The following is a 14109-nucleotide window of genomic DNA, read 5'->3' on the forward strand; positions in this document are numbered from 1 at the left end:
CCGGAGGAGACTCCGGGCCCGCCCCGCGTTCATGGACGGATCGGCTCACCGGCTCGTCGGCTCACCGGCTCACGGATTCACGACTCACGGACTCACGGACCGACCGCGAGGGTGAACACGTGCAGGTCCGCGTTGTCCGGGAGTTTGACGCTCTCGATGGTCTTCCCCGCCGGTGCCTCGAAGGGCTGGGTGGCGAAGACGTAGGTGGCCACCGGGTCCTTGTCGGCGCCGGCGACATTGCGGTAGGCGGCCTTGGCGACGGTCCTGTTGCCGTACTGGACGGTGCCGCCCCCTCCGCCGACGGTCCAGTCGGTGAAGGAAAGGTCGACGGAGTCGGTGCCGCCGTCGGTGTACGTGACGGTCGCCCTGGTCTGCTGGTTGCCGTTCACCGCGCTGCCGATGAAGGACAACCGGCTCACGGGGTCGGGCAGTTCGATGCGCTGCGAGGTCGCCGAGGCGTTGTCGGGGCGGCCGGACGGCGCGTTCGGCCAGGTGTAGGTGAGACCGTCCACCGTGCCCTGGGTGCCCGGCGTCAGACCCACGTCGGCGAGGGCCTGCCGGGAGTAGCTCCAGCCGCCGCCGTCGTAGTCGGCCTCGTCGTGGTCACCGGTGTCGTCGGAGACGCCGGTGTTGTTGTAGGCCGCGAGGAGGGATCCCGGGGCCGCGACCGTCAGGGCCACCGGCTGGGCGTACGACGTGTCGGCCGAGGTCACCTCGACCTTGACGTCGTAGAACCCCTGATCGGCGTCGTCGGCGGCGGTCAGGGTGATCCGCTGGGCGCCGTCGGTCACCGTGCCCTCGGCGGGCGTCGCCGTCACGCCGGGGGGCACGTCCACATGGAAGCGGACCTCGGGCCCGGCACCGCCGCCGAGGGCGAGGGCGCGGATGTCGAGCGCGGTGCTGCCGCCGGGCGCGAGCGTCGCCGCGGTCGGGCCCACGCCGATCTGGTACGGCTGCTCGCCCGTGCGGAAGGAGGGCGGCGCGGCCGTCTCGGCGCTGCCCCAGCTCTTGTCGGGCGTGCCGGACAGCGTGTAGTCGAGCGTGCCGCCGTCGCGGACGAAGGAGGCCGGGAGCCACGGCCGTTCACTGGTGCGGCCGTCCACCCGCAGCGACTGGACGTACGGGGCGTCCGCGGCCGCGCCCCGGGCCCGGATCTCGATGTCGTCGCCGCCCGGACGCTCGATCTCGATCCTCGGGAACAGCGGTGAGGACAGGGTGAGTTCGGCGCGGGAAGGCACCTGGGGGTACATGCCGAGCGCCGAGAAGACGTACCAGGACGACATCTCACCGAGGTCGTCGTTGCCAGGAATGCCGCCCGGCTCCGTCGACCACAGCCTGCTCATCGCCGCACGGACGGTCTCCTGCGCCTTGTAGGGCGCGCCCGCGTAGTCGTACAGGTAGGGCACGTTGACCGACGGCTCGTTGTCCAGCTCGGACTTGTCGCCGCCGCTGCCGGTGAACGCCCAGCTGCCGTCCGCGTTGTGGAAAAAGGTGTCGAGCCGGTCGAGGGCCTTGGCGCGCCCGCCCATGGCGGCGAAGAGGCCCGCCGGGTCGTGCTGCACCATCCAGGTGTACTGGGCCGCCGTGCCCTCCACGAAGCCGTTGCCGGTCGCCGGGGTGAAGCCGGTGACCCAGCTCCCGTCGGCCTTGCGGTTGGCGATGTAGCCGCCGCCGGGGTCGGCCGCGATGTTGAAGGCGTTCTGCCACCACTGGGAGCGTTCGGCGAAGTCGGCGGCCGTCTTCTTCTCCCCGGCCGCCGAGGCCAGTTGGGAGATCGCGAAGTCCGCGCCGGACATCTCCAGGGTTTCGGCGGCGCCACCCCAGGCGTTGGAGACGGACGGCATGTAGTGGTGTTCGAGGTACTTGTCGAGCGAGGGCCGCTGACCGACCGAGAGGACGGGCTTGCCCGCCGAGGAGAGGTCACCCTCGGTCGGTACGGTGGCCGCCTTCACCAGGGAGGCGAGCGCGCCGCGGAGGTCGAAGTCCGTGCCTCCGAAGGCGCGGATGCCGGCGAGGGCGGCCGGTGACGGGTCGCCGTTCATGACGTGCGTGCCGCTCGCGCCGTGCAGCCAGCGGTCCCAGACTCCCCCGTTCTGGCGGGCGAGTTCGAGCAGTGACTGCGCGATGTCGGAGCCGGTGTCCGGGTTGAGCAGGGTCAGCAATTGGACCTGGGAGCGGTAGACGTCCCAGCCGGAGAAGGTGCCGTACTGCGCCGCGTGGCCCCGGCTCACGGTGTGCACCTTGTCGTCGGGGCCCCGGTATCTGCGGTCGGCGTCACTGATGACGTTCGGGTGCAGGAGGGCGTGGTAGAGCGCGGTGTAGAAGGTGGTGCGGTCGGTGTCGGTGCCGCCACCGACGCCGATCGCGCCGAGCCTCTCGCGCCAGGCCCGGTGGGCGGCGCGCTGGACCGAGGCGAAGGAGCGGGACGGCGGGTTCTCGGCCGCGAGGTTGGCGGCGGCGCCGGCCTGACTCACGTACGAGATGCCGACCTTGACGTTCACCGGGTCGGTGCCGGGCTCGAACTCCACATAGCCACCGGCCCCCTTGCCCGCGACGGGCCGGCCGCCCTGCCCGAAGCCCCCGGTGCCGCCGCTCGCCTCGGTGGCCCCCGGGCTCAGCCGGTCGTCCTGCCAGGTGCCGTTGGTCTTGAAGTCGCGGTCGAAGCGGGCCGTGAAGTAGAGGGTGTAGTAGGAACGTCGACCCTCGGGGTCGAGGTAGCCGCAGAAGTTCCCCGAGGTGACCGAGCCGGAGACGGTGCGGGTCTCCGGGTCGATCCGCACCGTCGAGTCGGTCGAGCCGACCTCGGAGTTGGCGGTACGGATCAGCAGCGAGGCGGGCTTGTCGGCCGGGAAGGTGAAGCGGCCCGAGCCGGTGCGCTCGGTCGCGGTGAGGTCGGCGGTCACTCCGGAGGCGAGCCCGACCTTGTAGTGGCCGGGCTCGGCCTGCTCGTCGGAGTGGGCGAAGCCGGCCGCGTAGACGGCGTCCTTGGTGTCGCTCGCCGGGGAGGAGGTGACCTCGCCCGCGTACGGGAAGAACGGGATGTCGCCGCTGCCGCCCGCGCATCCCGTTCCGGACATGTGGGTGAGGCTGAAGCCCCGGATGCGCGTGGCGTCGTACTGGTAGCCGCCGGGCGCGGCCGTGCGGGTGGCGTCCCCGCGGGTGTTCTCCGGGCTCCAGGAGAGCATGCCGAAGGGCGTGACGGCGCCCGGGAAGACATTGCCGCCGTTCTTGGTGCCGATGAGCGGGTCGACGTACGCGGTGGGATCCTGGACGAGCTTCGGTGGACCTGACGGGGGTGCGGCGAGCGCCGGAGTGGCGCCGGCGACCGTCAGGGCGACGGCCAGCAGGACGGATGACGGACGGAAACGCATGATGCGGCCCCTCCTCCTTCGGACGGGTCGCGCACCACAGGTCGCACAAGCCGCAGGGACAGTAACGTGCGCCACGGGTACCACGGAAGACCGCCTGTGCCGCCGGGAACACCGGGGACGCGCCCCGCGCGCACCCCAATGGCGCAGCCGGCGCACAGGTAGGCCGTCAACTGGCTTGACATCGTTGTCTGTTGAGGCGATAGAGTCGTGTGCAGACCGTTCGACAACGTTGTCGCACACCACGGTCACCACAAGCCGCACCATCCCGGGCAGGGCCTCCCCCGACCCGCCCGGGCTCGCGGACCGGGCGGGTCCGAACCCACCCACCCGGTCCGCCCCGAGCGTTGCTTGTTCAACCGACCCGGCAGGGAAGGGCCGTTGACGGATCGCCGCCCGAGCCCGAGACGACATACCCGAACGTCGTGCTGCCGCCCGGACTGAGCGAGCCATTCCAGTCGGCGTTGTGCACCATCACGTCCTGGCCGCTGTAGGTCGCGTTGCCGTTCCACAGGCTGGCGACCGACTGACCGCCGGGCAGCGTCCAGTCGACCATCCAGCCGAGCATCGGGACGTCTCCGGTGTTGGTGACGGTCACCTCGGTCTGGTAGCCGCCGGACCAGCTGTTGGTGGTGCGCCGGGTCGCGGAGCACGCCCCGGGCGGGGGTTCGGTCGGGTTGCCGGGATCGTGGATTCCCGTGACCTCGCCGTTGCCGCCGTCGAAGACGACGTCGGAGCAGGAGTAGAAGGTCTCCGCGCTGTCCGAGCGCTGCCAGACCATGTAGACGATGTGGCGGCCGGACTTGCCCGCCGGCAGCTTGCCGCTCCAGGAGTAGTTGGCCGCGACCGTGCCCGGGGTGCCGTTGAGCGCCGGGTGGTCGACGCTGAGGAACGGCTGGTCCTCCATGGCGTCCCAGGTGAGCGTGCGGGTCGGGTCGAAGCCGTCCTTGGTGATGTAGACGTAGAACCAACCGGGATGCGCCGCCCATGCGTTGTACGCGAAGTCGACGGTCGCGCCCGAGGTCAGATGGGTCAACGGCCAGTCGGAGCGCGGCAGATCGAAGCCGGTGAAGTTGGGATTGCCCCCGCTGCACAGCCGGCCGTCCGGGACGAAGCCCCGGGTGCGCCCCGCGCCGTCCGAGCGCAGCACCGAGAACCAGTTGTAGAACGGCGTGGTCCCGCCGACCTGTTGCGCCGCCTTGCAGGCGGGGTTCACGGGTTTGATCTCGCCGGTGTCGGTCAGCCCGTCCTGCCAGCACAGGAACGTGCGGCTGCCGGGCTTCATGGGCGTGCCGTGCGCCTCCGCCCGGCCGCCGGTCACGACGATCAGGGCGAGAGCCGGAAGCGCGGCCAGCAGGGCGAGGAGGACGAGGAAGGTGGACGGGCGGCCGCGGGGGAGCCGTAATCGGGAGAGCGGCCGGAGCGTTCTCGTTGAGCGCACTCTTGTTAAGTGCATGACAATCTGCTCCTTCGTGGGCCGTGCGGGATCGGGGGTGAGGTGGGAGCGGCTCCCGAGGCGGGTTCCGGTCCGCTGGTGGGAGCGCTCCCACCTCACTCGGAAATTAGCGCGCGCGGGAACCCCTGTAAACGCCTCGCGCATCCCGCACACCCGTGGGTCGCGCCCCGGCTCCACGGAAGGGCCCGCGAGCCGGTCGCGCTCACCTCCGGGGGAAGGCCGCCGCTTCCCCTCCGGCCCGGGGCGCCGGTGCGCGCTCCCCCGCAGCCGGGCCGGCCGGGAGCGCGGGCTCCGCGGCCGGGAGCTCGACGGTGAATTCCGTACGGCCCGGGGCGCTCTCGGCGTGGACACGGCCGTGGTGGGCCGTCGTGATCGCCGCGGCGATGGCCAGGCCGAGGCCCGAACCGCCGTGCCCGGGAGAGACGCGGGAGCGGGAGGTGTCGGCCCGGGTGAAGCGTTCGAAGACCCTCGGCAGCAGGGAGGGCGGGATGCCGGGGCCGTCGTCGCGGACCCGGATCGTGCAGGACGTGCCGGTGGCCTCCACCGTGGCGACGACCGTCGTGCCCGCCGGTGTGTGCGCCCGGGCGTTGGCCAGGAGATTGGCCACCACCTGGTGGAGCCTGGCCTCGTCGCCGACGACCAGTGCCGGGGAGTCCAGGAGGAGGGCCAGCTGCCAGACGTGCTCCTCCCCCGCGGCCCGCGCGTCCCACACCGCCTCGGCGACCAGCGCCGCCAGGTCCACCTCCGCCGACTGCAACGGCCGTCCCTCGTCGAGCCGGGCGAGCAGCAGCAGATCCTCCACAAGACCCGTCATCCGCGCCGACTCGGCGGACACCCGCCGCCAGGCCAGCGCCGGTTCGATCCGCTCGGTCCCCCGGTTCATCAGCTCCGCGTATCCGGCGATGGACGCCAGGGGCGTGCGGAGTTCATGGCTCGCGTCGGCGAGGAAGCGGCGCATGCGTTCCTCGCTGCGGCGCATCTCCTCCTCGCCGCGCCGGCGTTCCGCGAGGGAGGTCTCGACGTGGTCGATCATGCGGTTGAGCGCGGCGCCGACCTGGCCGGCCTCGCTGCCGGGGTCGGCGTCCCGTTCGGGTACCCGGGTCAGGCCGGTGACCTCGCCGTGTCCCAGTGGCGAGCGGGAGACCTCGACGGCGGTGGCGGCGACCCGTCCGAGCGGACGCAGCTGACGCCGGATGACGACCGCGCAGACGCACCCCGCGACGGTGAGACCGGCGGCCGCGACCACCCCCTCGACCACGACCAGGCCACGGATCATGTCCTGTACGTCGTCCATCGGGAGTCCGGTGAGCACGGGCCGTCCGCCGCCGTCGAGCGCGGTGACGCGGTAGGTGCCGAGCCCGGGAACCGTCCGGGTGTGCAGTGAGCCGTTCGTCTCGATGCCTGCCAGGGCGGAGCGCTGGGCGGCGCCGAGGTCGCGCAGCCCGCCGGACCGGCTCACCACCTTGGCCGCGATGACGGCCCCGCCCTCGTCGAGGCGGGCGGCGATCGTGCCGATGGGCTGCCCCTGCTCGTTGAGGAAGGCGAGGTCCGTCTCGACGCCCGGCCCGATGGAGACGCCGCCCTGGCTGCGCTCGGCGGCGTCGCCGACCCGCTGGTCCAGGTTGCCGAGCAGATAGGCCCGTTGCGCGAGGACCGTGGTGAACGCCATGGTCACGCACACCGCGACGAGTGCCAGGCCGATGAGGACGAGGAGCCGGGTCCGCAGGGACCGGGTGCGCAGAAACCCTGGCGTGCGCAGGGAGTGCGTGCGCAGGAACCCTGGCGTGCGCAGGGGCCTCGTGCGTACGGATGCCGCACGCGGGTGCCGCACCCACGGGAATCGCGTGAGCGGGTGTCGGGTCCACAGGGAGCCCGGGCGCGGCCTTCGCGTCCGCGGGGATCGCGTCCGGGAGGACTGGGCGCGCGACGCCTCCGTCCACGGGAATCCCGTGAGCGGGTGCCGGCTCCACAGGGACCGCCCGCGCGCCCGCGGCCACGGACATGGCCTCAGGCGCAGTGGCAGTCGTGGCCGCCGCCTCGGAGGGCGCGGGCCGGGCAGGGGGCTCATCTCCCGTCCTCCGGCGGCCTGATGGCGTATCCGAAGCCGCGCACCGTGTGGATCATGGGCGCCCGTCCCTTGTCGAGCTTCCGGCGCAGGCTGGAGATGTACACCTCGACGAGGTTCCCGGCGCCGTCGAACGCGGTGCTCCACACGTGGTCGAGGATCTGGGCCTTGCTGAGCACCTGGCGCGGATGGCACAGCAGCAGGGTGAGCAGGTCGAACTCCTTGGCGGTGAGCCGGACGGGCATCCCGTCGCGGTGCACCTCACGGGTGTCCGCGGCGAGGACGAGATCGCCGAGGACGAGCACCGACCCGCCGGACCGCGGCTCCTCCGCCCCGGCGCGGCGCAGCAGCCCGCGCAGCCGCAGCACGACCTCCTCCAGGGAGAAGGGCTTCGTCACATAGTCGTCGGCGCCCGCGGCGAGCCCGTCGATCCGGTGCTCCAGCGCGTCCCGCGCGGTCAGCATGAGAACGGGCAGTCCCGGATTCTCGTACCGCAGCCGGCGCAGCACCTGAAGGCCGTCCAGGTCGGGCAGCATCCCGTCGAGGACGACGGCGTGCGGTGCGATGCTGCGCGCGACGCGCAGCGCGCTCTGCCCGTCGGCCACCGGGCAGGGCCGCCAGCCCGCCTCCGTCACGGCGACGGACAGCAGTTCGGTGAGCACCGGCTCGTCGTCGACGATCAGTACGCGGACGCGGCCGCCATGGACCCCAGGAGCACCGGACATGGGGCAATCCTGTCCCGGCCCGCTGGGGGAATCCTGTGTTCCACCTGAGCACCGCCGGTGTCCTGAAACCGGCTTCGGGGGCGACGGCGAAGGGCCGCACCCCCGTCGACCGGGGATGCGGCCCTGAACCGCTGAAAGAGCTGCCTTACAACTGCCTTACCGGACCGCTCAGTTGCGGATCAGGTTGCGCAGCACGTACTGCATGATGCCGCCGTTGCGGTAGTAGTCCGCCTCGCCGGGGGTGTCGATGCGGACGACCGCGTCGAACTCGACGCCGGTGTCGGTGGTGACCTTCACCGTGCGCGGGGTGGTGCCGTTGTTGAGCTCCTCGACGCCGGTGAAGGAGAAGGTCTCCTCGCCGGTCAGGCCGAGGGACTCGGCCGTGGCGCCCTCCGGGAACTGGAGCGGCAGGACGCCCATGCCGATGAGGTTCGAGCGGTGGATGCGCTCGTACGACTCGGCGATGACGGCCTTGACGCCGAGGAGCGCGGTGCCCTTGGCGGCCCAGTCGCGGGACGAGCCGGAGCCGTACTCCTTGCCCGCCAGGATGACCAGCGGGATGCCCTGGTCGATGTAGTTGCGCGAGGCGTCGTAGATGAAGGAGACGGGGGCGCCTTCCTTCGTGAAGTCGCGGGTGTAGCCGCCCTCGGTGCCCGGCGCGATCTGGTTGCGCAGACGGATGTTGGCGAACGTACCGCGGATCATGACCTCGTGGTTGCCGCGGCGCGAGCCGTAGCTGTTGAAGTCACGACGCTCGACACCGTGCTCCGTGAGGTACTTGCCTCCGGGGGTGTCGGCCTTGATCGCACCGGCCGGGGAGATGTGGTCGGTGGTGACCGAGTCGCCGAGCTTGGCGAGGACGCGCGCGCCGGCGATGTCCGAGACCGGGGTGGTCTCCATCGTCATGCCCTCGAAGTAAGGGGGCTTGCGGACGTACGTCGACTGCGGGTCCCACTCGAAGGTGTTGCCCTCGGGGATCGGCAGCGCCTGCCACTGGGCGTCGCCCGCGAAGACGTCCTGGTAGGACTTGTTGAACATGTCCTCGCCGATGGAGTTCGCCACGACGTCGTTGACCTCGGCCTCGGAGGGCCAGATGTCGGCCAGGAAGACCGGCTTGCCCTCGGTGTCGGTGCCGAGCGCGTCGCGGGTGATGTCCACCTTCATGGAGCCCGCGAGGGCGTAGGCGACGACCAGCGGCGGGGAGGCCAGGTAGTTCATCTTGACGTCGGGGTTGATACGGCCCTCGAAGTTCCGGTTGCCGGAGAGGACCGAGGTGACGGCGAGGTCGTGGTCGTTGACGGCCTTGGAGACCTCGTCCGGCAGCGGGCCGGAGTTGCCGATGCAGGTGGTGCAGCCGTAACCGACCAGGTTGAAGCCGACCTTGTCGAGGTAGGGGGTGAGCCCCGCCTTGTCGAAGTAGTCGGTGACGACCTTGGAGCCCGGGGCGAGGGTGGTCTTGACCCACGGCTTGCGGGTCAGGCCCTTCTCCACGGCCTTCTTCGCGACGAGCGCGGCGGCGACCATGACGTACGGGTTCGAGGTGTTGGTGCAGGAGGTGATGGCCGCGACCGTCACCGCGCCGTGGTCGATCTCGTAGGTCGAGCCGTCTGGGGCCGTGACCGTGACCGGGTTGGTCGGCACGCCGTTGGTGGCGGCCGGGGAGTCGGAGGCCGGGAAGGACTCCTTGCCCGCCTCGTCGTCGTCGGCGACGTAGTTGCGCACGTCGCTCTTGAACTGCTCGGAGGCGTTCGCGAGGACGATACGGTCCTGCGGGCGCTTCGGGCCGGCGATCGAGGGGACGACCGTGGAGAGGTCGAGCTCCAGCTTCTCGGAGAAGTCGGGCTCGGCGGCCGGGTCGAGCCAGAGGCCCTGCTCCTTGGCGTACGCCTCGACGAGCGCGACCTGCTGCTCGTCACGGCCGGTCAGGCGCAGGTACTTCAGGGTCTCGCCGTCGATCGGGAAGATCGCGGCGGTGGAGCCGAACTCCGGCGACATGTTGCCGATGGTGGCGCGGTTGGCCAGCGACGTGGCGGCCACACCCTCGCCGTAGAACTCGACGAACTTGCCGACGACGCCGTGCTTGCGCAGCATCTCGGTGATCGTGAGCACCAGGTCGGTGGCGGTCGTGCCGGGGGTGAGCTCACCGGTGAGCTTGAAGCCGACGACGCGCGGGATGAGCATGGAGACCGGCTGGCCGAGCATCGCGGCCTCGGCCTCGATGCCGCCGACGCCCCAGCCGAGGACGCCCAGGCCGTTGACCATCGTGGTGTGCGAGTCGGTGCCGACCAGGGTGTCCGGGTAGGCCTGGCCCTTGCGGACCATGACCGTGCGGGCCAGGTGCTCGATGTTGACCTGGTGGACGATGCCGGTGCCCGGCGGGACGACCTTGAACTCGTCGAAGGCGGTCTGGCCCCAGCGCAGGAACTGGTAGCGCTCCTTGTTGCGGCCGTACTCCAGCTCGACGTTCTGCGCGAACGCGTCGCTGGTGCCGAACTTGTCGGCGATGACGGAGTGGTCGATGACCAGCTCGGCCGGGGCCAGCGGGTTGATCTTCGCCGGGTCGCCGCCGAGCTCCTTGACGGCCTCGCGCATGGTGGCGAGGTCGACGACACAGGGCACGCCGGTGAAGTCCTGCATGATCACGCGGGCGGGCGTGAACTGGATCTCCTGGCTGGGCTGCGCCTGGGAGTCCCAGTTGCCGATGGACCGGATGTGGTCGGCGGTGATGTTCGCGCCGTCCTCGGTACGGAGCAGGTTCTCCAGCAGCACCTTCAGGCTGTACGGAAGGCGAGCCGAGCCTTCCACCTTGTCCAGCCGGAAGATCTCGTACGACTCGTCGCCCACCTGCAGCGTGCTGCGGGCGTCGAAGCTGTTCGCCGACACGACAGTCTCCTTCATTGATGTGCGCGTTCCCACCGCATCCTGCCGCCACGACGTCATGGCCGATCCGCTAAGGTAAGGCTAAGTTAGGTAGTCCTTACCGCCAGACCTGATGACGGAGTGCGGCCGCGGTACGCCTCGGCAGATATCTCGATGTCGAGATAACTCTAGTACATGGGGGCGGGCAGGTCATGTCCGGGCGCCGCCATGTCCGGCCGGAGTCGTCACCATGCCGTGTCCGCGACAACGCTGCGACGCCCGGTGACACCGGGTGAGGCCCGCGCCCACCCCGGGGCGAGCGACCGGGTCGGGACACCCGGCACGCCGGTGGTGACCTCCGCGGCGACCGGCGCGCGCCGACGGTACCGCCGGGGCCACCTGGACCGACGCCCGCCCGCAACCCGCCTCGACCACGGTCGCCGACACCCGCCCCCGAGGGAGCGACCGGATCCCACCGCCGGCCCCCCGGAAAGGGCGGACCGGGTCAACTTCACTCACTGAAAGCGAAGCTGACGGGCCGAAGGCCGAGGCAGGCACATCGGAGCACTTTCGGGGTATCCGGTGCCTGCCGGGGAGGTCCCGGCGCAACCGAGGCGAAGGGGCAGTCATGCCGCTCACATTCCGCAAGAGCTTCAAGATCTTTCCCGGCGTGCGGCTGAACATCAACCGCAAGTCGATGTCCATCACCACGGGTGGCGACCACGGCCCGAGGTACACGCACAGCACCACCGGGCGCAGGACGACGTCGATGGACCTCCCGGGCCCGTTCGGCTGGCGCAAGACCCGCAAGGCAAAGTGACGCAAGAGGGACATAGGACGGCAGTTTCGACGAACCGTCACAGAAACATCCCTTCACGGCACTCACCGGCGGCGACATCGACGGGCGGCACCTCCGGGAGCCCCCCCCCCCCCCGACGGTCGCCGCCGTGCTGTCGCGCACGGCAGCGCGGCACCCGAACTCCCCTGCCCCCACCCCTTGATGGAGCCCGTCACTCGGAAGGCCGCGCTCCATTTCTTTTTATCTCACATCCGATATACCGTCGCGCCATGGCAGACGACTACCTCGTACGTATCGGCAAGCTCATCCGTGACGCCCGGCAACACCGGGGCTGGACACAGTCGCAGCTTGCCGAGGCGCTCGGCACCAGTCAGAGCGCCGTCAATCGCATCGAGCGCGGCAACCAAAACATCAGCCTTGAGATGATCGCCCGAATCGGTGAGGCGCTGGACAGCGAGATCGTCTCGCTCGGCTATGCGGGTCCGATGCATCTGCGCGTGGTCGGCGGACGTCGTCTGTCCGGCTCGATCGACGTCAAGACCAGTAAGAACGCCTGTGTCGCGCTGCTCTGCGCCACGCTCCTGAACAGGGGGCGCACGGTGCTGCGCCGGGTGGCCCGGATCGAAGAGGTGTACCGCCTCCTGGAGGTCCTCGGTTCGATCGGTGTCCGCACCCGGTGGATCAACGGCGGGGTCGACCTCGAGATCGTGCCGCCGAGCGAGCTGGACATGGAGGCCATCGACGCCGAGGCCGCCATTCGCACGCGGTCCATCATCATGTTCCTCGGCCCGCTGCTGCACCGCCTGGACGCCTTCAAGCTGCCGTACGCGGGCGGTTGCGACCTGGGCACCCGGACCATCGAGCCGCACATGATCGCGCTGCGCCGGTTCGGCCTCGACATCGCCGCGACCGAGGGGCTCTACCACGCCCGGGTCGACCGCTCCGTCACGCCCGGACGGCCGATCGTGCTGACCGAGCGCGGGGACACGGTCACCGAGAACGCGCTCCTCGCCGCCGCCCGCCATGACGGTGTCACGGTCATCCGCAACGCGTCCTCCAACTACATGGTCCAGGACCTGTGCTTCTTCCTGGAGGCCCTGGGCGTACGGGTGGAGGGCATCGGCACCACGACGCTCACCGTGCAGGGCGTGCCGAACATCGACGTCGACGTGGACTACTCGCCCTCCGAGGACCCGGTCGAGGCGATGAGCCTGCTCGCCGCCGCCGTGGTCACCGAGTCGGAGCTGACGGTGCGCCGGGTGCCGATCGAGTTCCTGGAGATCGAGCTCGCGGTACTGGAGGAGATGGGCCTCGACCACGACCGAACGCCCGAGTACTTCGCGGACAACGGCCGCACGCGGCTGGTGGACCTCACCGTCCGGCCCTCCAAGCTGGAGGCGCCCATCGACAAGATCCACCCGATGCCGTTCCCCGGCCTGAACATCGACAACGTCCCGTTCTTCGCGGCCATCGCGGCCTCCGCGCAGGGCAAGACGCTGATCCACGACTGGGTCTACGACAACCGGGCGATCTACCTGACGGACCTCAACCGCCTCGGCGGCCGGCTCCAGCTCCTCGACCCGCACCGCGTCCTCGTCGAGGGCCCGACCCGCTGGCGCGCCGCCGAGATGATGTGCCCGCCCGCGCTGCGCCCCGCCGTGGTCGTCCTGCTCGCGATGATGGCGGCCGACGGCACCTCGGTGCTGCGCAACGTCTACGTCATCAACCGCGGCTACGAGGACCTCGCCGAGCGCCTGAACTCGATCGGCGCGCAGATCGAGATCTTCCGGGACATCTGAGCGACCCTCACGGGAGTGCCGTCGCACCCCTCCCGGCCTGCTGGAAAGCGGGCCGGGCGTGGGTGCGGCGGCCTGCGTGCGTCGGGGGCGGCCCCGGTGTCATAAGGGCTCCGCCCCTGCGTCGTACGCGCTCGATTCCGGGGGGCGTACCCGCTCAGCCCCGCGCGATGGTGACGTCCTGCTCCTTTCTCGCGTGGATCGTCGGGAGCGGGAGGCCGCTGCCGCTCAGTTCCAGGATCGCGGCCTCGACGTGCGCGGCGCCCGGGGCGAGGGTGTCCGGCGCGCGCTTCTCCGAGTTGGACCAGCGGTGGTCCGCGCCGTCGCAGAGCGCCGAGGAGCCGCCGACGCCGAGGCCGACCCGGGGTTCACCCTGGTACACCGAGGAGGACACGAACACGGGACCGTCGGAGCCCGTGCAGCGGTAGGTGCCGGAGAGGGTGATGGTGCCGTCGGCGGCGACCGTGCCGGTGGGGTCGACGGTCACCTCGTCGGACGGTGCGGACCGGGCGACGGCGGACGGGGCGAGGAGCAGGAGCAACGCGGCACCGGCGGCGGTGGCGAGGGCCTGGCGCGTGAACATGGGGTACCTCCTGGAGCGGGGACCTGGAAAGGGCGCTCAACAGGTACCGGTCCGAGGCCCCGAGGGCTGTGATCATCACCCCTTTGGTGGCGAGTTGGCACCGTCCGTCTTGGGGACGTCCGAGAGTTGTCCTCGTGTTGTCACGCTTCACGACCGGCTGTTCCGATGAGTTCGCGGCGAGCGCATGGTCTCTTTATGCGAGGGCGACGACAACGCCGCCGACACTCTTCGCATCCGACGTGGAGGTGCGCCATGTGTTCACACCAGTCTTCGAGCCCGTCCGCGGACACCGCAGCCCCGCACATCGTCTCGGCCCACCCCGAGCAGGGCTGGAACCTCCTGTGCAACGGGGCGATCGTGTTCGACGACAGCGGCGAACTGCTCCCCGACGGCAGCGTGATCGCTCCGCACCGGATGTTCGCCGAGCACCTGGCCGTCGCGGCCTGATCTCCGTTTCC

General features: G+C 70.7%; 9 protein-coding genes. 3 read left to right on the forward strand and 6 right to left on the reverse strand.

Annotated elements, in window-relative coordinates; genetic code table 11:
* Positions 1-92 precede the first annotated feature (92 nt).
* The 5 genes from ACWD68_RS00255 to acnA all read right to left on the reverse strand — a co-directional run bounded on the left by ACWD68_RS00255 (position 93) and on the right by acnA (position 10497).
* Positions 93-3371: a GH92 family glycosyl hydrolase gene (locus ACWD68_RS00255; protein ID WP_451804022.1), complete on the reverse strand. Its 3279-nt coding sequence runs from the start codon at positions 3369-3371 to the stop codon at positions 93-95.
* 352 nt (positions 3372-3723) lie between these two features.
* Complete coding sequence (locus ACWD68_RS00260) at positions 3724-4824, reverse strand: lytic polysaccharide monooxygenase auxiliary activity family 9 protein (protein ID WP_451804024.1); 1101 nt, start codon at positions 4822-4824, stop codon at positions 3724-3726.
* Between the two features lie 202 nt (positions 4825-5026).
* Positions 5027-6493 carry a HAMP domain-containing sensor histidine kinase gene (locus ACWD68_RS00265; protein ID WP_451804401.1) on the reverse strand — a complete coding sequence of 489 codons (1467 nt, stop codon included), beginning with the start codon at positions 6491-6493 and terminating at the stop codon, positions 5027-5029.
* 395 nt (positions 6494-6888) lie between these two features.
* Positions 6889-7614, reverse strand: a complete 726-nt coding sequence (locus ACWD68_RS00270; RefSeq protein ID WP_451804026.1) for a response regulator transcription factor — start codon at positions 7612-7614, stop codon at positions 6889-6891.
* 168 nt (positions 7615-7782) lie between these two features.
* A complete protein-coding gene (gene acnA, locus ACWD68_RS00275; protein WP_451804028.1) occupies positions 7783-10497 on the reverse strand; it encodes an aconitate hydratase AcnA in 2715 nt (904 codons plus the stop codon).
* Positions 10498-11101: 604 nt separating this feature from the next.
* Between acnA and ACWD68_RS00280 the strand changes: the two genes are divergently transcribed.
* On the forward strand, positions 11102-11293 hold the full coding sequence (locus ACWD68_RS00280; RefSeq protein WP_081219920.1) for a DUF4236 domain-containing protein: 192 nt from the start codon (positions 11102-11104) through the stop codon (positions 11291-11293).
* A 248-nt stretch (positions 11294-11541) separates the two neighbouring features.
* Entirely contained in the window at positions 11542-13071 is a 1530-nt protein-coding gene (locus ACWD68_RS00285) for a helix-turn-helix domain-containing protein (protein ID WP_451804030.1), read from the forward strand.
* 154 nt (positions 13072-13225) lie between these two features.
* Here ACWD68_RS00285 and ACWD68_RS00290 read toward each other — a convergent pair whose 3' ends face one another.
* On the reverse strand, positions 13226-13651 hold the full coding sequence (locus tag ACWD68_RS00290) for a DUF6299 family protein (protein ID WP_451804031.1): 426 nt from the start codon (positions 13649-13651) through the stop codon (positions 13226-13228).
* 252 nt (positions 13652-13903) lie between these two features.
* On the opposite strand from ACWD68_RS00290, the gene ACWD68_RS00295 reads away from it, so the two are divergent.
* A complete protein-coding gene (locus tag ACWD68_RS00295; RefSeq protein ID WP_451804033.1) occupies positions 13904-14098 on the forward strand; it encodes a DUF5999 family protein in 195 nt (64 codons plus the stop codon).
* Positions 14099-14109: the final 11 nt, after the last annotated feature.

The organism is Streptomyces sp. NPDC005141, from assembly GCF_053599975.1.